Genomic DNA, 19,187 nt, shown 5'->3' with positions numbered 1-19,187 from the left:
TCACCGGCCCAGGTCCGGGATGCGCCAGTCCACCGGGTCGTGGCCCTGTGCCTTGAGCGCCTCGTCGATCTGGGTGAAGGGACGGCTGCCGAGGAAGAGCTTGGCCGACAGCGGCGACGGGTGGGCGCCCTGGACGACCGCGTGCCGCTCGGTGTCAATCAGCGGCAGCTTCTTCTTGGCGTAGTTGCCCCACAGGACGAAGACCGCCGGGTCGGGCCGGGACGCGACGGCCTTGATGACCGCGTCGGTGAACTTCTCCCAGCCCTTGCCCTTGTGCGAGTTGGCCTCGGCCTCGCGCACCGTCAGCACCGCGTTGAGCAGCAGCACGCCCTGCTCCGCCCACGGCATCAGGTAGCCGTTGTCCGGGATCGGGTAGCCGTACTCCTCCTTCATCTCCTTGAAGATGTTCCGCAGGGAGGGCGGGGTCTTGACACCCGGCTGCACCGAGAAGCACAGCCCGTGCCCCTGACCCTCGCCGTGGTACGGGTCCTGGCCGAGGACCAGCACCTTCACCTTGTCGTAGGGCGTGGCCTCCAGGGCCGCGAAGACCTGCTCGCGCGGCGGGAAGACCTTGTGCTTCCCGCGCTCCTCCTCCACGAACTCGGTGAGCTGGGTGAAGTAGGGCTTCTCCAGCTCCTCACCGAGGACGGCCTGCCAGGACTCGGGCAGCGTGATGGGCACGTCGGGAACCTCCGGTACGCGATCCGTTACTGGGGACGAACGTACCGTTCCGCACCGACAATCCGCCCGGCCGGGTGTCAGGCCGCGTGCAGCCGGGCCTGCAACTGCTTTCGAGGTCCGGGTCGGCCGCCGCCAGGAGTTCGTCGAGCTGCACGACGCCGCTCACCCCGGGCACCGGCAGGACGGGCACGTCCCCGCCCAGCAGCCAGGCCGGCGAAGGCCTCCACGGTCCCTCGGCTACGGGCGGGTCCCTGGTGCCGGCCGCCGCAGCGGTGGCCGGCACCAGGGACCGTGCACGTCGGAGTGCGGACGAACGCGGGCCTCAGGCGCCGACGCTGGCGTTGAGGAAGATGCCGCCGTCCACGACCAGGGTCTGGCCGGTGATCCAGGCCGCCGCGTCCGAGAGCAGGAAGGCGGCGGCGCCGCCGATGTCCTCGGGCACACCGAGCCGCCCCAGCGGGTAGGCGGCCGCGGCCTGCTCCTCGCGGCCCTCGTAGAGGGCGGAGGCGAACCTGGTCTTGACGACCGCGGGGGCGATGGCGTTGGCACGGACGCCGGGCGCCATCTCGGAGGCGAGCTGCAGCGTGAGGTTGACCATCGCGGCCTTGCTCATGCCGTACGCGCCGATGAAGGGGGAGGCGCTGATGCCCGCCACGGAGGCGATGTTGACGATCGCGCCGCCGTTCTCCTTCATCCACGCCTTGTACGTCTGCTGGGCGAAGCCGAGCGCGGAGATGACGTTGGTCTCGAAGACCTTGCGGGCGACGCCGAGGTCGAGCTCGGCGAGCGGGCCGAAGACCGGGTTCGTACCGGCGTTGTTGGCGAGGTAGTCGACGCGGCCGAAGGCCTCCATCGTCCGCTCGACGACCTCGGCCTGGTGCGCCTCGTCGTGGGCCTTGCCGGCCACGCCGAGGGCCCGGTCGGCGCCGAGCCGTTCGACGGCCTCCTTCAGCGCCTCCTCGTTGCGGCCGGTGATGACGACGCGGTCGCCGCGGGCGACGAGCGCCTCGGCGATGCCGTAGCCGATGCCGCGGCTGGCGCCGGTGACGATCGCGACGCGTCCGCTGTCGGGCTGGTTGCTCATGATGCGGGTCTCCTGTCGCGGTTCAGTCGAGCGGTCCGCCGGCCACGTACAGCACCTGGCCGGAGACGAAGCCCGCGTCGTCGCCGGTGAAGAAGGCGATGGCGTTGGCGACGTCGTCGGGGTTGCCGACGCGCTGGACGGGGATCTGGGTGGCGGCCGCGGCCTGGAACTCCTCGAATCCCATGCCGATGCGGGCGGCGGTGGCGGCCGTCATGTCGGTGGCGATGAAGCCGGGGGCGACGGCGTTGGCCGTGACGCCGAACTTGCCGAGCTCGTGCGCGAGGGTCTTGGTGAAGCCCTGCAGGCCCGCCTTGGCGGCGGAGTAGTTGGCCTGGCCGCGGTTGCCGAGGGCGGAGGACGAGGACAGGTTGACCACGCGGCCGAAGTTCGCGTCCACCATGTGCTTCTGGACGGCGCGGGTCATCAGGAAGGCGCCGCGCAGGTGCACGTTCATGACCGTGTCCCAGTCGGACGCGCTCATCTTGAACAGCAGGTTGTCGCGGAGCACGCCCGCGTTGTTGACGAGGATCGTCGGCGCCCCGAGTTCCGCGGCGACGCGCGCGACCGCGGCCGCGACCTGCTCCTCGTCGGAGACGTCGGCGCCGATGGCGACGGCCCGGCCGCCCGCCTTGGTGATCTGCTCGACGGTGTCCTTGCACGCGGTCTCGTCGAGGTCCAGCACGGCCACGGCGCGGCCCTCCGCGGCCAGGCGCACGGCGGTGGCGGCGCCGATGCCGCGCGCCGCCCCTGTCACGATCGCTACGCGCTGCTCGGTGGTCGACATCTGCTCTCCTCAGCCCTGTGGGGAGCGGTCGCGCAGGTGAGCGACCGCTTAGTACGTCCCGTAGCCGAAACCGTAGGAGCGCAGTGACCCTGTGTCAACGCCCACCGCGCCGATGTGGCTCAGCGCACCAGAAGATCCAGCAGACGGTCCACCTCGGCCTGCGGGTCCTCGGTCAGCCCGGTGTGGATCGGGCCCGGCTGCACGATGGTGCTGCGCGGCGCCGTCAGCCACCGGAAGCGGCGCCCCGGATCGTCCTCCGCCGCCTGCCCGGCCCGCTCGCCGCCCGCGCAGATGCCCTCGTAGCCGCGCAGCGCCGCCCGTACGCCGGCGACGTCCACGTCGGGGTCGAGGCAGCGCAGCCGGGTCTCGTCCAGGTGGACCCGGGCGCCCACGAAGGACTTGGCACGGCAGTAGACCAGCACACCCGCGTTGATCAGCTCGCCGCGCTCGATCCGCGGCATCACGCGCACCAGGGCGTACTCGAACACATCGCGCCCGCTCGCCGTGCTCACTTGGCGGCCTTCCCCTCGACCCAGGTGCGCAGCCACTCCGGCGGCGCCTGCTTCTCCTGCTGCTTCGGGGCGAGGGTGATCCGCTCCCCCACCGAGCCGGCGCGCGCCAGCAGCACCCGCTCGTACGCGCGCCGCACCTCGTCCGGGCCGGCGAACCCGGGCTCGTCCACCAGCCACTCGTCGGGGACCTGGGCGGTGACCTCGCGCAGCAGCGCCTCGTCCACCCGCGGGGCGAGGTCGCGGGCGGCGGCCTCGACGTCCGGGGCGAAGCGGGCGAGGGCGTGGTCGGCGGCGTCGTACGGCTTGTCCGCGGCCTGGTCTGCGCCCTTCCAGTTGTGGTGGAAGATCAGCGAGGCGCCGTGGTCGATCAGCCAGAGGTCCTGGTGCCAGACCAGCATGTTCGGGTTGCGCCACGAGCGGTCGACGTTGCCCACGAGGGCGTCGAACCACACGATCCGGCCCGCCTCGCCGGACTCCACCTCGAAGACCAGCGGGTCGAAGCCGAGCGCACCGGGGAGGAAGTCCATGCCGAGGTTGAGGCCGCCGCTGGCCTTCAGCAGGTCCTGGATCTCCTGGTCCGGCTCGCCGAGCCCGATCACCGGGTCGAACTGGAACCGCACCAGCACCGGCACCCGCATCCCCAGCCGCCGGGCCAGCTCCCCCGCGATCACCTCCGCGACCAGCGCCTTGCGCCCCTGTGCGGCGCCCACGAACTTCACCACGTAGGTCCCCAGGTCGTCGGCCTCGACGACCCCGGGAACCGATCCGCCCTCACGCAACGGCGTGACGTAGCGGATCCCGGTCACTTCCTCCATGGACGCATCCTAGTGATTGGTGTCCCACGGCCACGCCGCGCCGTGGTTCCGGCACCCGGAGGGTTTGGTGGGCGGAGCAGTGGTGGGCCGCCTTGGGGACATCGATCGATGGATCAACGTCTTCGTCAGCACGCACTACTAGCCTCGGCGCTTCGCGCGGACATGCGGCCGCACGTGAGATTTCCCTGGGATGGTTGAACGGCTCACCCATCTCGTCCGTACGACAGGGCAGGGCGTGACCGACGCTCCCGGGCCCCGGCTGGCGGTCCGGAACGGACGAGGCAACAGGATGTGTGACGCATGGCCGAGACGACTGGCACCGCAGGAGCTCCGACCCGCCGCGCCGTGGTCGCCGGGGTGGGTGCGGCGGGGCTCGCGGCCGCGCTGGCCGCGTGCGGTGACTCCAACGACTCCGCGGGCGCCTACAGCCCTGCCGCGCCCCCGCAGGGCGGCGACCAGGGGACCGGGGGGTCGGCGCCCGCCGGCGGCGGGGCCGAGGCGGCGCTGGCCAAGACCTCGGACATCCCGGTCGGCGGCGGCAAGATCTTCGCGGACAAGAAGGTCGTCGTCTGCCAGCCCGAGGCGGGCTCGTTCAAGGCGTTCTCGGCGATCTGCACCCATCAGGGCTGCGCCGTCAACGAGATCGCGGGCGGCACGATCAACTGCCCATGCCACGGCAGCAAGTTCAGCATCAAGGACGGCAGCGTGGCCAACGGCCCGGCGACCCAGCCGCTGCCGGCGGCGAACATCAAGGTGGAGGGGGACTCAGTGGCCCTGGCCTGAGCCCCCCGGGCCCGGCCCGGACCGTTTCCAGCTGCCGATGACCTCGTCGGCGGTGGTGACCGTGGCGACGAGCGCGAGGGTGTGCCGGACCATGTCCGCGGTGTACGACTGCGGCACCCCGGCGATGGCGTCCGCGGGCACGACCGCCTGGTAGCCGAGGTTGACCGCGTCGAAGACGGCGTTGGGAACGGCCACGTTGGCCGACACCCCGGTGACGACGACCGTGCGCACGCCCAGGTTGCGCAGCACGGCGTCGAGGCCGGTGCCGGCGACCGGCGACAGCCCGTGCAGCCGTCGCACGACGAAGTCGCCGGCACCGACCGCTATCTCCTCGGCGACCTCGACCGCCGGTGTACCCGCGAGCTGCAGGACGGGCAGCCGCTCGGCGGCGCGGAAGATCCGCGCGTTGCGGCTGGACCCGCGGCCGTCGGCGCGGCGTTCGGCGACGGCGTGCACCACGGTGGCGCCCGCCGCGTGGGCCGCGGTGACCAGCCGCGCGGTGGCGTCCAGCGCCCCCGAGGCCCGTACGGCGGCCGCGAGTTCCGGCAGCGCGCCGTCCGGACCGACCACCCCGCGCTGGCACTCGACGGTGAGCACCGCGGTGGACCGGGGGGTCAGGAGCGCGTCGAGCCTGCGGTCCCGGTTGCCGTCCGTCATGCTTGCCCCCTCGTGCGCGGCTGCCTTACCGTCGTCCCGAGCGACCGTATCTGACGAGTCGTCAGGCAGGGAAGTGGGGGACGCACATGGCCGTCGCACAGCGGCGCGGGCGCCGGATCATGATGACCCCGCAGGAGGCCGACGCCTTCCTCGGCGCGCAGCGCACCTGCCGCGTCGCGACCGTCTCGCCCGACGGCCGCCCGCACGTGGGCGCGCTGTGGTTCGTCTGGGACGGGACGTCCCTGTGGCTGTACTCGATCGTCCGCAGCCGCCGCTGGGCCGACCTGCGGCGTGATCCGCGGGTCGCGGTCGTCGTGGACGACGGCACGGAGTACGGCGAACTGCGCGGCGTCGAGCTCTCCGGCACCCTCGAGTTCGTCGGCGAGGCGCCCCGCACCGGCGAGCCCCACCCGGACCTGGAGGCCGTCGAGCGGCTGTTCGCCGCCAAGAACTTCGGCCTGGAGTCCATGCCCCACGACGGTCGCCACGCGTGGCTGCGCCTGACCCCGGACTCCGTCGTCTCCTGGGACTTCCGCAAGATGCCGGGGCTCGGCTAGCGCACGCGCGGCGGCCCCGAACGCGATCAGCCCTCGGCGGCCGCCACGTCCTCGCCCGCCCGGCGCAGGGCCTCGACGGCGGCGCGGATGGCGGGGCGGCGGTCGGCGTCGGAGCGCCAGACGGCGTAGATGTGGCGCTTCATGGTGTGGCGCACGCGGATCGCGCGGACCCCGGCCGGGAGGGGGCCGCGCCCGAGGCGCGGGACGACGGCGACGCCCAGGCCGGCGGCGACGAGGGCCAGCACCGTGGGGTGCTCCTCGGCGTGGTGGGCGATGCGCGGTTCCACACCCTTGCCGCGCAGGGTGAACAGCAGCCACTCGTGGCAGAAGCCGCCGTCCGGCCAGGCGATCCAGTCGTCGTCGGCGAGTTCGCCGAGGTCGACCTCGTCGCGGCCCGCCAGGGGGTGGCCCTCGGGGACGACCACGTCGGCGAGGTCGTCGAGCAGCGGCTCCTTGGCCAGGCCCCCGGGCAGCGACAGCGGCTTGTTGTACCAGTCGAGGACGACCGCGAGGTCGATGTCGCCGCGGACGAGCCGGGCCAGCGCGTCCTGGGGCTCCATCTCGTGGACCATCGCGCGCAGCTTGGGGTGGTCGTGCCGCGTCGCCGCGAGCGCCTGCGGGAACAGGCCGCGCACCGCGGTGGGGAAGGCCCCCATGCGCAGCTCGCCGACCGCGGCGCCGCGGTGCGCCTCCAGGTCGGAGTGGGCAAGCTCGACGAGGGAGAGGATGCGGTCGGCGTGCCCGGACAGCAGCCGGCCGGCGTCGGTGAGGCGGACCCCGCGGCCGTTCTTGGCCAGCAGCGTCTGCCCCGTCTCGCGTTCGAGCTTGCCCATCTGCTGGGAGACGGCCGAGGTCGTCACGTGCAGGACGTCCGCCGCGGCGCTCACCGAGCCATAGGTGGAGATCGCATGCAGGATGCGCAGGCGCTCGAGGTTCAACATGTAAGCAACACTACGTGATCACCGACAGGTTTTCTCGCTTGTCCTAAGAGGTTCAATCCGTCATGGTGATGGCCATGAGCGCACCCAGCACCCGCCACCCGGCCGCCGTGGCCGCCCCGTGGTGGACTGGCGCGTCAGCTGGGCCGTGCTCGCGCTCATCTGGGGCTTCAGCTTCCTGTTCATCAAGGTGGGCACCGAGGCGTACGCCCCGCTGCAGGTCGCGCTCGGCCGCATGGTCTTCGGCACCGCCGTGCTGGCCGCCGCCTTCGCCGTGAAGCGCGAACGGATGCCGCGCGGCGCCCGCACCTGGGGGCACATGGCGGTCGCCGCTCTGCTGCTGAACACGCTGCCGTTCACGCTCTTCGCGTACGCGGAGCTCACCATCCCCTCCACGCTCGCGGGGATCTGCAACGCCACGACCCCGCTGTGGAGCATGGTGCTGTCGGTGGTGGCGCTCTCGGACGACAAGCCGACCCGGCAGCGGGTCGCGGGGGTCGGCATCGGCTTCGTCGGCGTGCTGACCGTCCTCGGCGCCTGGCAGGGCTTCTCCGGGACGGACCCGGCGGGCACCGCGATGGCCCTGGGCGCCTCCGCGAGCTACGCGGTGGGGTGGATCTACGTGCGCCGCACCCTGAGCGGCAGCGGCAACTCGGCGCTGTCGATGTCCTCCGCGCAGCTGCTGCTCGGCACCGTCCAACTGGCCGTGCTGACCCCGCTGTTCACCTCCACGCCCGGCTCGTTCCCGCTCTGGCCGACGCTGTCGGTCGTGGCGCTGGGCGCGCTGGGCACCGGGATCGCCTTCCTCCTGCAGTACGGGATCGTCGCGGAGAAGGGCCCGACCATCGCCACGATGGTCACCTACCTGATCCCGGTCATCGCGACCGCTGCCGGTGTCGCCCTGCTGGACGAGCACCTGACGTGGAACGAGCCGGTCGGCGCCCTCGTCGTGCTCGCCGGCGCGGCGCTGACCCAGCGCCGTCCGGCGGCCTGATCCCCTCCGGCCCGCGCCCCGTCAGCCGAAGCGCCCGGCGCGGTGCGGCCGGACGGCGGCGGCGACGGCGTCGGCAAGGGCCGGGACCTCGTCCGCCGCGACCGGGGAGACGGTGATGCGGATGCCCGGCGGGGAGTCCAGGCGGAAGCGCGCGCCGGGCGCGACCGCCCAGCCCGCCTGCAGGAGCCGGGCGACCGCCCCGGTCTCGTCGGGCACCGGGACCCAGACGTTCATGCCGCTGCGGCCGTGCGCCGGGACGCCGCGGTCGGCCAGCGCCCGCACCAGAGCGTCGCGGCGCGCGGCGTAGGCGGCGGAGACGACCGGAACGTCGACCGCTCCGGTGCGCCAGAGGTGGGCGACGGTGTGCTGCAGCAGATGGCTGACCCAGCCGGGCCCGAGCCGGTAGCGGCCGCGGACCCGGTCGAGCGTGACCGGGTCGCCGGTGAGGACGGCCAGGCGCAGGTCGGGGCCGTAGGCCTTGGCGGTCGAGCGGACCAGCATCCAGTGCGGGGTGCTCCCGGCGAGCGGGTGCAGCGGCAGCTCGGTCAGGCCGTTCACATGGTCGTCGTCGATGACGAGCACCTGCGGGTGGCCGCTCAGGACGGCGCGCAGTTCGCCGGCGCGCGCCGCGGAGAGCGTGGCCCCGGTCGGGTTCTGGCCGCGGTCGGTGACGATCAGCGCCCGCGCGCCCTGCCGCAGGGCGGCGTCCACGTCGTGCGGCAGCGGGCCGTCGTCGTCCACGCCGACCGGGACCGCGCGCAGCCCCAGGGCGGGGACGAGATCGAAGACGCTGCCCCAGCCGGGGTCCTCCACGGCCACCGCGTCCCCCGGCCGCAGGTGGGCGGTGAGCGCGCGCTCCATGGCGTCGAGCGAACCGGAGGTGAGGCCGACCGGGCCGGGCGGCACCCCGTCGGCGTCGAAGGCCGCACGCGCGAGCGCGGCGAGCTCCTCCTCGACCGGGGACCGCCCGTACAGCGTGGGCTGCCGCGCGTTGCGGGCGGCAGCCTCGGCCATTGCCTCCCCGAGCGGGGGCAGCAGGGCGGGGTCCGGGTTGCCCGTGGACAGGTCCCGCACCCCGGGCGGCACCTCCAGGCGGATCTCGTCCCGCGCGGTGGTCGCCGGACGCCTGCGCACCCGGCTGCCGCGCCGGCCCGCCGTCTCGATGACGCCGCGGTCGCGCAGCAGACGGTAGGCGGCGGCGACGGTGTTGGGGTTGACGCCGAGTTCCGCGGCGAGCTCCCGCAGCGGCGGCAGCGCGGCGCCGGGCGCCAGCGCGCCCTCCCCGATGGCCCGTTCGACGCTCGCCGCGATGTCCGCTGCACCCCGGCCGGTGAACGTGTACTCTCCTAGCACAAAAGGCATTATGCACTAGTGCAAAGGATCGCGCCATGTCCGCCACGCCCTCCGCTGCCGATGCGTACGCTGCCACCGACCGCACGGTCCCGACCCGCAGCCGCGAGCGTGCCTCGTACGATCGCGACCTGGTGCACGCGATCCTCGACGCGGACTACCTCTGCCACCTCGGCTTCGTCCGCGACGGGGCACCGGTCGTGCTGCCGACCCTCTACGCCCGCGTCGGCGAGCGGCTCTACGTGCACGGCTCCACCGGCTCCCGTCCGCTGCGCGGCGCCGGCGAGGACACCGGGCTCCCGGTCTGCCTGACCGTGACGCACCTGGACGGGCTCGTGCTGGCCCGGTCCGCCTTCCACCACTCGATCAACTACCGCTCGGTGGTGGTGCACGGCGTGGCCCGCCAGGTCACCGACCCCGCCGAGCGCTCCGCGGCCCTGGACGCCCTCGTCGACCACATCGTGCCCGGCCGCGCCGCCGACTCCCGCCCCGCCAACGCCAGGGAACTGGCCGCCACCGCCGTCATCGCCCTCGACCTGCACGAGGTCTCGGCCAAGGTGCGCACCGGCGGCCCCGGCGACGACCCCGAGGACCTGGCGCTCCCCCACTGGACGGGCGTGCTGCCGGTGACCCGCTTCTACGGGACGCCCGAACCCGCCGACGACCTCGACCCGTCGATCGCCGTCCCCGGCTACCTCACCGCGCGCTGAAAGGAGCCCCGCGCATGCTCGTCCACCCCTGGGACGCCGCCCTCGACGAGGCCGAGTGGCAGGACTGGCTGGCCGCGCACGACTTCGGCCAGCTCGCGGTCAACGGCCTGGGCGGCGAGCCCCCGTTCGTCCAGCCGCTGCACTTCGCCTACGACGCCGGACGGCGCGAGGCGGTCACCCACCTCGCCCGGCCGAACCCGCTGTGGGCCGCGATCGAGGCCCACCCCCGGGTGACGCTCAGCGTCGTCGACGACTACACCTTCATCCCCGGCCCCTGGCACGCCCCCGAGGGCACCCCGCCCGAGCACGGGACGCCCACCAGCTACTACGCCGCCGTGCAACTGCTCTGCGTGGCCCACCTCGTGGACGACCCGCAGGAGAAGGCGGACCTCCTACACCGGCAGCTCGCCCACTTCCAGCCGCGCGGCGACCACGCCCCCGTCGTCCCCGGCCAGGCGCCGTTCGGCCGGATGCTGCCCGGGATCCGCGGGCTGCGGCTGGAGGTCACCGACGTGCGCGCCAAGTTCAAGTTCGGCGGGAACCGCCCGCGCGAGACCCAGTGGCGGGTGAGCGGGCTGCTGGCCGAGCGCGACGGTCCGGGCGACGACGCCGCCCGGACCCAGCAGTTGCGCCGCCTCGGGCAGCGCGGTTAGTCGTCGATCGCCGCGCCGAACCGGGCGTTCTGCGACGGGGCGCCGAGCGAACCGCCGCCGTACGTCCAGCTCCCCGGCAGCTTGAGGCCGCCGGCGCCCGCCGAGAACACCCACACCACGCCGTCGTTGGTGTTCTCGCCCGGGGCCGCGACGAGCAGACCGAAGTAGCCGTCGCGGTTGGGGTCGGTGAAGGAGACCTGGGCGCCGAACTTGTCGGCCTTCTCGGCGGCGCCCGGGACGCCCGCGGTGTTCTGGCTGACGTCCAGGACACCGGCGGTGGTCAGGCCCCCGGCCGAACCGCGCAGCACCCACACGGCTCCGGCGTCGGCGACGCTGCCGATGTCCTCGCCCGAGGCGCCGATCGCGACGTCCGCGTACCCGTCGCGGTTGACGTCCCCGACGGAGAGGTCCGAGCCGAAGCCGTCACCGCGCTCCGAGACACCCGGCACTCCGGCGTTGTCCTGGGTCCACCACACGGGCGGGCTCCCCGGACCCTCCTGCCCGACCGGCCCGTCCGGACTGCCGTAGTAGACGCCGACCATGCCGCCGGTCACCGACGCGCCGCCGTCGTCGGGGCTGTGCGGCTCCCCGGTGACCAGGTCGTCGAAGCCGTCGCCGTTGACGTCGCCGGAGGCGACGACGGGGCCGCCGCGCAGGGCGGTGACGGGCAGCGGATCGATGTCGTCGCTGAGGAGGACGTACGACCAGCCGTAGCCCGGCTCGTCGCCCAGGCTGAGGCCGGAGACCACGAGGTCGGCCAGGCCGTTGTCGTCGTAGTCGCCGGTCGTCAGCGAGGTGGGCGCGATGCCGGGCCCTTCCGCCTGCCGGGCGAGCGGCGTGCGCCGCCGGTCCTTGAAGGGCGTGAAGGTCCCCGCGTCCCCGCCCTTGCGGGCGGCGGCCTGCGGCACGGACTCGTACTGGAAGATCGACAGCCCCACCTTGTCGATCACGGCGAGCAGGTCACCCGGGACGTAGGTGGTGAAGTGCCCGGCGGCCAGGGCGCTGCCGAACCGGTCGCCCTTCATGGCGCTGACGGACTGCAGCCAGTCGCTCGCGGCGCCGGACAGCCCCTTCGCCGAGCCCCACAGGACCACGATGCCGCCCGCGTCGGCGCCGACGCCGCCCAGGTCCTCGCCGGGGATGCCGACGACGGCGTCGTCGTACCCGTCCCCGTCGAGGTCCCCGCTGGCCACGGCCTGGCCGAAGGCGTCGCCGGTCTCGGCGGCGCCGGGCACGCCGGAGGTGTTCTGGCTGAAGACCTTGGCGCTGGTGGTGACCCCCTTGGGCCCGCCGTACTGCACGGTGACGGCACCGGCGCCGGAACGCCCGCCCACGGTGGCGCCGGGCGCGCCGGTCAGCACGTCCTCGTACCCGTCGCCGTTGAAGTCCCGGTTGCGGTCACTTGCATGGGTGCCGCCGGGGGTCCCGGCGACGGAGGCGGGCGCGGTGGCGATGGCCGCGCCCGTGATGAGGAGAAATGATGCCGCGGTGACCGCAGCCGAGCGGTTCTTGCGCATGAGCGGCTCCTTCGCTCAGGACGACCGGGCGGTGCGGGGGTGTCCGGAAAGAGCCCGTTTCCTTCTCCGGCACGGTCTTTGACACGCCGTGGGGAGGAATGGTTGTAGGGGTGATTGCGGAAGCGCGGCCGGAGATGCACGGACGGGGGGCGCCGTCGGCGCACGGCACCGGGGGCACCACGACCGCTGCGGCCCGGCGTGGCGGGTCGGTGACCCTGGCGCGGAACGCCGGAACCGACGCTCTCCACGGCCCGCGGCCGACAGCCGCGGACGAACCGACAAGCGCGACCGCCGCTACCGGACCCGGCGGGCGGGGCAGCGCGCATGGCGAACCGGACGGGGACGATCACGCTGTGCCGGGGCGGCCGCGACCGCCGCCCCAGCGGGGCCGCGCCACCGACACCAGCGCGCGTCACGCGGACCAACGCGACCGCCGGTGCCGGACCCCCACAGGCGGAACGCCCCGGCCGCCCGCGGCGCGTGGCCGCGACGACGAGCACCCATCGACTACCGGTGACTCCAGCGGACCACGCCGTGCCGACGCCGTCCGCGGCGCGCGGACCAGCGCCACCGCCGGCGCCGGACCCGGCGGCCCGGCGGCGGGTGGAACACCCCCGCGCCCCATGCGACGTGGCCGGGCCTAGGCCGTGTCGTCAATGGAGCTCCCCCAGCTTCGCTGGGAGGTGCCCCCAGGTGCGGTGCATCGCAAGGCGGAGAGTCGTCCTCGTAGTGGGCCACTCGGACGATTCGACAACGCAGCGTGGGGGCACTCCCGGCCGAAGGCTGGGGGAGTGCTGTACCAGACGTCGCGGGGGCAGGCGGGCATGTGACGACATGGCCAAGGGGCCGGCGCGCGTAGCGACGAGGGCGGGGGGCGACACAGGCCGCGCAGGTGTCCCGGACGGTCGTGTCGGTCCTCCGCAGCGGTGCGCGGCCGAGACGACGAGACCCCCGCAGGGCCGGCGCCGCGGCCGGCGGGAGCGTTACGCGGGTTGCGTCGCGGAAGCGGCGGCCTCCGCGGCGGCCGGGGTGCCGGAGGCGACGACCGTGGTCGTGCCCTGCTTCTTGGCGGTCTGGGCGACGAAGGCGCCCGCCAGTACGAGCGTTCCGCCGATGATCTGCGGCAGGGCGAGGTGCTCGCCCAGCAGCACCCACGCGAAGACGGTGCCGACCACCGCCTCCAGGCAGGCCACGACTCCGGCCACCTGCGGCGACAGCCGTCGTACGGCGACCACACCGGTCAGGTAGGCGAGCACGGTGGCCACCAGCACGACCCAGCCGACGAGCAGGACCGCCGGCACGTCGGTCTCGCCCAGGGCCGCCTGCCGGGTGAGCACCGACCAGTCCATCGACCAGGGGCGGGAGACCGCGGTGAGCACGACGGCGCCGATGGCCAGGCCGTAGGCGATGACGGCGACCGGGTCCGGCGCGTCGTCGCCCTCGCTGCCGTGGTCGGCCAGGACGAAGTAGCTGACCTGGCAGCAGGCGGCGCCGAAGGCGAGCGCCAGGCCCAGCGGGTCGAAGGCGAGCCCGGACCACACCTCGACCACCGCGGCCATGCCGCCGACGGCGAGCACGACACCGATCGCCGCGGCCTTGCTGACCGCCTTGCGCTGGACGAAGCGCACCCAGCCGAGCAGCAGCGCGGGGCCGAGGAACTCCACGAGGATCGCGACGCCGACCGGGATGCGGGAGATCGCCGCGAAGTAGAGCGTCTGGACGCCGGCGACGCCGAGCAGGCCGAAGCCGAGCAGCAGACCGGGGCGGCGCAGCAGGAGCGCCCGGTGCCGCAGCACCACGGGGAGCATGACGAGTGTGGCACCGGTGACGCGCAACCACACCACGTGCAGCGGGTCGAGCCCCGCCTCGATCAGCGGCTTGGCCGCCACCCCCGAACCGCCGAACGCGAACGCGGACACCAGCGCGAGCCAGAGCCCGGCGTTCCTCCCCTGAGACACATGCATCGGGCCATGATGTCAGCTCGCGACAGGACCGTCATCCCTGTGGCGACTGTCGCCCTCGGTACGTGGCGGGCGCGGGCGCCCGGCCAGGACCTCCGGTTCGACCCCCGCCGACCTCAGCACCTGCGCCGCCCGGCTCCCCCGGTCGGCGACGAGCGCAGCGAGCAGGTCGGTCCCGTCGGCCCGCGGCGCGCCCCGCTCCCCGGCGCGGACGGCGGCCGCACGCAGGGCCGCGGCGGCGGCCGGGCTCCAGCCGGGTGCGACGACGGCGGTGAGCACGCTTCCGGCGCCCGGGTCCTCGACCGCGTCCCGCCAGGCGATGCCGTAGCCGATGCTGCGCTGCGCGAGGTAGCCGAGGACGCGCGCCACCCGCCGGCCGCCGGCGGCACCCGTCGTACCGGCCGCGCCCGCCGCACCGTCCGCTCCCTCCACGGTTTCCCGCGCCCGCGGGTCGGCCTCGAGGAGGGAGTGCAGGAGGTGCGCGGTGTCGACCTGCCGGTCCCCGTCCCTCGTGGCGCGCCGCCGGGCGGCGGCGGTCACGGTGCGCAGCTCGGCGCCGAGCCGCGAGTCGTTCCAGTGCACGCGGTCCACCCCATCAGACGGCACGCCCGGACGGCATCGGCGCACGGTCCCATTCCGCCGTCCTGCGCTGGACGGGCACCCCCGTGCGCCGCGTCCTCCTCAGGGATGACGGCGGCCCCAGGACCAGCCCCGGACCGACCCCGGACCGGACCCGGGCCGGACCCGGGCCGGGCGCCGCGGGCGGTTCAGTAGCGGACGTCGCTCTGCAGCAGCGGCGGGTACACCGTGGACGCCCGGCCGTCGACCGTGGTGCCCGCGAACTGCAGCATCGCCTGCAACTCGCCGTGCAGGGGCGCCGGATAGCCCAGCACCGGGGCCGACACCTCGTCCAGCCGCCGCAGGTGCTCCGGGGCGAGGACCGTCTCCAGGCCCGCGAGGTTGTCCTCGAGGTGCTCCAGACGCCGCGCGCCGACGATCGGCACGACGGTGCCCTCGCGGGCGCGCAGCCACGCCAGGGACACCGCCGCCGAGGTGGTCCCCAGCTCGTCGGCGACGGCGGCGACCTCCTCGATCACGGGGTACTCGTCCTCCCCGGGACCGCCCACGAACGAGGTGCGGGCGGAGTCGGCGACCGCGCCGCCGCGCCGGTACTTGCCGGACAGGAAGCCGTTCTTCAGCGGGCTCCACGGCACGAGCGCCATGCCCTGGTCGAGGGCGAGCGGGCCGAGTTCGCCCTCCACGGTGCGGGCCAGCAGCGAGTACTCGACCTGCAGCGCGATCAGCGGGGTCCAGCCCTTCAGCAGTGCGGTGGTCTGGGCCTGCGCGGTCAGCCAGGCAGGGGTGTTGGAGAAGCCGATGTAGCGGATCTTGCCCGCGCGCACCAGGTCGTCGAGGGTGCGCATCGTCTCCTCGATCGGGGTGTGCCGGTCCCAGTTGTGCAGCCAGTACAGGTCCAGGTGGTCGGTGCGCAGGCGGCGCAGGGTCTCGTCGAGCTGGGCGACGATCGAACCGCGGCCCGCGCCGCCGCCGTTGGGGTCGCCGGGGAAGAGGTTGGTGAAGAACTTCGACGCCAGCACCACGTGCTCGCGCCGTCCGGGGTGGGCGGCGAACCAGTCGCCGAGGATCCGCTCCGAGTGGCCGTTGGTGTAGAAGTTCGCGGTGTCGATGAAGTTCCCGCCGCGGTCCAGGTAGGTCGCCAGGATCTTCTCCGACTCCTCGACGCTGCACCCGGCGCCGCCGGGGTCCTCGCCGAAGGTCATCGCGCCGAGCGCGAACGGGCTGACCCGCAGCCCCGATCGGCCGAGGGTGACGTAGTGGTCGAGCGGCATGGACGTGCTCCCTTGTGCGTCGGAATCTGTCCACTCCATGCAACGGGAGACGGCTCCGGCGGGGTAGACCGATCCTCGCGGGCTCTTGCCCGATCCTGCCGACTTCGCCCCGATCGGGCTTGCCGGGCCCCTGGAGGGGATGGTTCGGTGAGGTGTGCGCACCCCTCCCGACCTCCTGGACGAGGTCCGCGGCCTCATCTCGACCCACGCCCGGCCCGACCTGCGGACGCCCATCGACGGGCTGCTGCTCTCGCGGGTGGCGACGGCCCCGCCCGACTACTCGCTGACCGAACCGCTGCTGGTCGTCATGGCCCGGGGCGGCAAGCGCCTGCTGCTCGGCGAGGAGGTGCACGACTACCGGGCGGGGCAGTACCTCGTGGTCACCGCGGTCCTGCCGGTCACCGGCCACTACGTGGACATGAGCCCGCGGCACCCCGCGCTGGGCATGGGGCTGGTCCTGCGCGCCGCCGCCATCGCCCCGCTGCTGCTGGAGGCACCGCCCGGGCGCCGGGCCCGAGCCGCGTCCGCCCCGCCCGCGATCGCGACCGGTGAGGCCGGACCCGACCTCCTCGACGCCGTCGTGCGGCTGCTGCGGCTGCTCGACCACCCCGCGGACGCCCCCGTGCTCGCCCCGATGATCGAGCGGGAGATCCTCTGGCGGCTGCTCACCGGCCCCCACGGCGCCATGGTCCGTCAGATCGGGCTGGCCGACAGCGGCCTGTCCCACGTCAGCCGGGCCATCCACTGGATTCGCGACCACTACGCCGAGCCCCTGCGGATCGAGGACCTCGCCCGTCTCGCCGGCATGAGCCCCTCCGCCTTCCACCGGCACTTCCGCGCCGTGACGACCATGAGCCCCCTGCAGTTCCAGAAACGCATCCGCCTCCAGGAGGCCCGCTCGCTCCTGGTGGCCCGGCCCGAGGACGTCGCGGGCGTCGGCCATGTCGTCGGCTACGCCAGCCCCACCCAGTTCAACCGCGAGTACCGCCGCCTGTTCGGCGCCCCGCCGGGCCAGGACGCCGCCCGCGTCCGCACCGCTTCCGGCCCGCTGGGGGTGCGGCACCTGCCGTGAGGCCTCAGGGCCAGAGCAGTCCCCGTGTCCAGCCGCCGGGGGCGGCGGGGTCGCGGGTGTAGCGGAGGCGGACGTGGCCCTGGGCGGGGGCGGCCTGCCAGAACTCGGCCTCGTCGGCGACGAGCCGGTAGACGGTGTGGCCCTCGGGCACGTCGTCGGGGTGGGCGGCGACGTGCCCGGTGGCCCGGCGCCGGGCCTCCTCGTACGCGCCGCGCCCCTGCATCGGGGCGCTCATCACGCCCGTGAAGCCGGCGATCCGGGAGGCCTCACGGCGGCCGAGGAAGTCGCGGCGGGCGGTGGCGCGGTCCAGGGTCTCGACCGGCCCGGTCACCCGGATCTGCCGGCCGTGCCTCGGCCAGTACCAGGTGAGCGCGGCGTGGGGGCGGTCCGCCAGGTCGCGGCCCTTGCGGCTGGCCGCGTCCGAGGCGAAGTCGAAGGCGGGACGGTCGAGGTCGACGCCGCGCAGCATGAGCACCCGTGCCGAGGGCCGTCCGGCGGCGTCCGCCGTGCTGAGGGTCATGACGTGCGGCTCCGGGACGCCGTCGTCGAGGGCGTACGCCAGCCAGCGGGCGAACAGCGGCCCGGGTTCGGGTCCGGCGGTCGCGGGGTCGAAGGACGGGAGGGGTCCGCCGAGGACGGGCGCGGAGCGCATGCGCTCCCGGAGGGCGTCGGCGGTCACGGGTGCCTGGTCGTCGGTCACGCACCGATCCTGGCATGCGGCCGCCCGGCGCACCGCGGTCGCGCGGTGCGCCGGGCGGCGGCGGTGGGGCCGTCAGGCCGGGAGGTGGAACTGCTGGTTGGTGCCGCCGGCGCAGGTCCAGATCTGCAGCCGGGCGCCGTTGGCGGTGGACTTGTCGGTGACGTCCAGGCACTTGCCGGACGCGGGGTTGACCAGGGTGTCACCGCTGCCGCGCTGCCAGACCTGGGCGCCGGTGCCGTTGCAGTCGTACAGCTGGACCTTGGTGCCGTTGGCGGTGCCGGCGGCGGTGAGGTCCATGCACTTGCCGAGGGCGCGCAGCGTGCCGTCGGTGCCCACCGTCCACTGCTGCGCGGTGGTGCCGTTGCAGTCGTACATCTGGACGGCGGTGCCGTTGGCGCTGCTCGCGGCGGCGATGTCGACGCACTTGCCGCCGAGGCCGGTGATCTGGCCGGTGGAGCCGGTGGGCGGCGGGGTGGTGCCGCCGCCGGTCACGGTGTTGAAGACGGAGGAGAACTGCCAGGCGCTCTGCGGGGTGCCGCTGCAGCTGTCGGAGAGCTGCCCGTTGGTGGCGCAGGCCTTGTCGCGGCCGAGCGCCCAGAAGGCGAGCTCCTGGATGCCCTTGGACTTGGCGAAGTTTGCGAGCGTGCTGGCGTTGCCGGTGGTGAAGATCTCGCTGGTGTCGTCGTTGACCCCGATCATCGGGGTGTTGCCCTCCATCGCCCACAACTGGGCGTCGGACTTCTCCGGCCAGATGGCGCCGAGCTGGCCGCGCAGGGCGGTGGCGGCGTCGGTGGCCGCCTTGCCCATGTCGCGGGTCCCGTCGTAGTAGTCCATCGTCATGATGTTGACGAGGTTGACGTTCAGCCCGTTGCTCTTGGCGTTGGCGAGCAGCTTCGTCCCGTTGTCGTCCAGGCCGTTCGGCATGGACGGCAGGGTGTACTGGACGTCGAGCTTGCGCCCGGCGGCCGCGTACTCCTGCTGGAGCTGGGCGAGCGCCTTGTTGCGGCGGTCGTTCGCCGCGGTGTTGGCGATCGCGCTGCCCTCGACGTCCAGGTCGACGCGGGTGAGGTTGAGGGCGTCGACGACCTTCTTGTACTGGGCCTTGAGTGCGGACACGGTCGTACAGGAGAGTCCGACCTCGGTACCGGAGGCACCGCCGAAGGAGACGATGACGTCGCCGCCGGCGGCCCGCAGGGAGTTGACCGCGGAGGTCCAGCCGGCGTCGGTGACGGGCGTGTCGCCGTTGAACATGGCGTTGCAGCCGCCGCCGTCGATGACGAAGGCGAGGGTGAAGTACTTCAGGCCCGTCGCGTTGCGGGCGTTCGTCATCGCCGAGGGCGAGTTCCAGGTCTCGACGTAGGGCGCGGCGTAGTGGGCGGGGAAGCCGGGGCCGGGGTTGGCGGCGGCGCTCGCGGAGCCGCCGGTGGCGACGACGGCGGTGGCGGCCATCGCGAGGACGGCGGGGGCCGCGGCGAGGGCTCTGACGGCGGATTTCAGCACGGGACGGCTCCTTCGTGTGCGCACCCGGGGTGCACGTCGTGGGGGGCCAACCGTTTAGGGGGGTGGGAC

General features: G+C 73.9%; 20 protein-coding genes. 6 read left to right on the top strand and 14 right to left on the bottom strand.

Annotation, left to right across the window (positions count from 1 at the left end):
* From PV350_RS10080 to PV350_RS10060, 5 genes are all read right to left on the bottom strand, one after another.
* Positions 1-681 carry a uracil-DNA glycosylase gene (locus tag PV350_RS10080; RefSeq protein WP_499510493.1) on the bottom strand — a complete coding sequence of 227 codons (681 nt, stop codon included), beginning with the start codon at positions 679-681 and terminating at the stop codon, positions 1-3.
* 322 nt (positions 682-1,003) lie between these two features.
* Complete coding sequence (locus tag PV350_RS10075; RefSeq protein WP_499510495.1) at positions 1,004-1,765, bottom strand: SDR family oxidoreductase; 762 nt, start codon at positions 1,763-1,765, stop codon at positions 1,004-1,006.
* Between the two features lie 22 nt (positions 1,766-1,787).
* Positions 1,788-2,549 (bottom strand): 3-oxoacyl-ACP reductase FabG, encoded by a 762-nt coding sequence (gene fabG / locus PV350_RS10070; RefSeq protein ID WP_499510496.1) that lies wholly within the window; start codon positions 2,547-2,549, stop codon positions 1,788-1,790.
* Positions 2,550-2,668: 119 nt separating this feature from the next.
* On the bottom strand, positions 2,669-3,010 hold the full coding sequence (locus PV350_RS10065) for a DUF3037 domain-containing protein (protein WP_499516753.1): 342 nt from the start codon (positions 3,008-3,010) through the stop codon (positions 2,669-2,671).
* 47 nt (positions 3,011-3,057) lie between these two features.
* A complete protein-coding gene (locus PV350_RS10060; RefSeq protein ID WP_499510497.1) occupies positions 3,058-3,876 on the bottom strand; it encodes a HipA family kinase in 819 nt (272 codons plus the stop codon).
* Positions 3,877-4,176: 300 nt separating this feature from the next.
* Here PV350_RS10060 and PV350_RS10055 point away from each other — a divergent pair, with 300 nt between their 5' ends.
* The gene (locus PV350_RS10055; RefSeq protein WP_499510498.1) at positions 4,177-4,659 is read left to right on the top strand and encodes a Rieske (2Fe-2S) protein; all 483 of its coding nucleotides are present in this window, start codon (positions 4,177-4,179) and stop codon (positions 4,657-4,659) included.
* Here PV350_RS10055 and PV350_RS10050 read toward each other — a convergent pair.
* On the bottom strand, positions 4,642-5,316 hold the full coding sequence (locus PV350_RS10050) for an isochorismatase family protein (protein ID WP_499510499.1): 675 nt from the start codon (positions 5,314-5,316) through the stop codon (positions 4,642-4,644). The genes PV350_RS10055 and PV350_RS10050 overlap by 18 nt on opposite strands.
* A gap of 86 nt (positions 5,317-5,402) precedes the next feature.
* On the opposite strand from PV350_RS10050, the gene PV350_RS10045 reads away from it, so the two are divergent.
* On the top strand, positions 5,403-5,873 hold the full coding sequence (locus tag PV350_RS10045; protein ID WP_499510500.1) for a pyridoxamine 5'-phosphate oxidase family protein: 471 nt from the start codon (positions 5,403-5,405) through the stop codon (positions 5,871-5,873).
* A gap of 26 nt (positions 5,874-5,899) precedes the next feature.
* Here PV350_RS10045 and PV350_RS10040 read toward each other — a convergent pair whose 3' ends face one another.
* A complete protein-coding gene (locus PV350_RS10040) occupies positions 5,900-6,814 on the bottom strand; it encodes a LysR family transcriptional regulator (RefSeq protein WP_499510501.1) in 915 nt (304 codons plus the stop codon).
* 55 nt (positions 6,815-6,869) lie between these two features.
* Here PV350_RS10040 and PV350_RS10035 point away from each other — a divergent pair, with 55 nt between their 5' ends.
* Positions 6,870-7,805 (top strand): DMT family transporter, encoded by a 936-nt coding sequence (locus PV350_RS10035; protein ID WP_500333424.1) that lies wholly within the window; start codon positions 6,870-6,872, stop codon positions 7,803-7,805.
* 21 nt (positions 7,806-7,826) lie between these two features.
* Here PV350_RS10035 and PV350_RS10030 read toward each other — a convergent pair whose 3' ends face one another.
* Positions 7,827-9,158: an aminotransferase class I/II-fold pyridoxal phosphate-dependent enzyme gene (locus PV350_RS10030; protein WP_499510502.1), complete on the bottom strand. Its 1,332-nt coding sequence runs from the start codon at positions 9,156-9,158 to the stop codon at positions 7,827-7,829.
* Between the two features lie 35 nt (positions 9,159-9,193).
* On the opposite strand from PV350_RS10030, the gene PV350_RS10025 reads away from it, so the two are divergent.
* A complete protein-coding gene (locus PV350_RS10025) occupies positions 9,194-9,865 on the top strand; it encodes a pyridoxamine 5'-phosphate oxidase family protein (RefSeq protein ID WP_499510503.1) in 672 nt (223 codons plus the stop codon).
* 14 nt (positions 9,866-9,879) lie between these two features.
* Positions 9,880-10,518 carry an FMN-binding negative transcriptional regulator gene (locus PV350_RS10020; RefSeq protein ID WP_500333406.1) on the top strand — a complete coding sequence of 213 codons (639 nt, stop codon included), beginning with the start codon at positions 9,880-9,882 and terminating at the stop codon, positions 10,516-10,518.
* Here the strand turns inward: PV350_RS10020 and PV350_RS10015 are convergent.
* The 4 genes from PV350_RS10015 to PV350_RS10000 all read right to left on the bottom strand — a co-directional run bounded on the left by PV350_RS10015 (position 10,515) and on the right by PV350_RS10000 (position 15,846).
* Positions 10,515-12,035: an FG-GAP repeat protein gene (locus tag PV350_RS10015; protein ID WP_500333405.1), complete on the bottom strand. Its 1,521-nt coding sequence runs from the start codon at positions 12,033-12,035 to the stop codon at positions 10,515-10,517. The two genes, PV350_RS10020 and PV350_RS10015, sit on opposite strands and share 4 nt — an antisense overlap.
* Before the next feature lie 983 nt (positions 12,036-13,018).
* Positions 13,019-13,999 carry an EamA family transporter gene (locus PV350_RS10010; RefSeq protein ID WP_500333404.1) on the bottom strand — a complete coding sequence of 327 codons (981 nt, stop codon included), beginning with the start codon at positions 13,997-13,999 and terminating at the stop codon, positions 13,019-13,021.
* 12 nt (positions 14,000-14,011) lie between these two features.
* Positions 14,012-14,578, bottom strand: a complete 567-nt coding sequence (locus PV350_RS10005; RefSeq protein ID WP_500333403.1) for a peptidase — start codon at positions 14,576-14,578, stop codon at positions 14,012-14,014.
* A gap of 185 nt (positions 14,579-14,763) precedes the next feature.
* The gene (locus PV350_RS10000) at positions 14,764-15,846 is read right to left on the bottom strand and encodes an aldo/keto reductase (protein ID WP_500333402.1); all 1,083 of its coding nucleotides are present in this window, start codon (positions 15,844-15,846) and stop codon (positions 14,764-14,766) included.
* Between the two features lie 154 nt (positions 15,847-16,000).
* Between PV350_RS10000 and PV350_RS09995 the strand changes: the two genes are divergently transcribed.
* Positions 16,001-16,918, top strand: a complete 918-nt coding sequence (locus tag PV350_RS09995) for an AraC family transcriptional regulator (RefSeq protein ID WP_500333401.1) — start codon at positions 16,001-16,003, stop codon at positions 16,916-16,918.
* A 4-nt stretch (positions 16,919-16,922) separates the two neighbouring features.
* Here PV350_RS09995 and PV350_RS09990 read toward each other — a convergent pair whose 3' ends face one another.
* A complete protein-coding gene (locus tag PV350_RS09990) occupies positions 16,923-17,618 on the bottom strand; it encodes a pyridoxine/pyridoxamine 5'-phosphate oxidase (RefSeq protein WP_499510510.1) in 696 nt (231 codons plus the stop codon).
* 72 nt (positions 17,619-17,690) lie between these two features.
* A complete protein-coding gene (locus PV350_RS09985; protein WP_500333400.1) occupies positions 17,691-19,118 on the bottom strand; it encodes an RICIN domain-containing protein in 1,428 nt (475 codons plus the stop codon).
* Positions 19,119-19,187: the final 69 nt, after the last annotated feature.

It is taken from the genome of Streptomyces sp. PA03-6a, from assembly GCF_033792765.1.
GTDB lineage: Bacteria > Actinomycetota > Actinomycetes > Streptomycetales > Streptomycetaceae > Actinacidiphila.
This window is presented reverse-complemented; position numbering and strand designations above follow the sequence as displayed.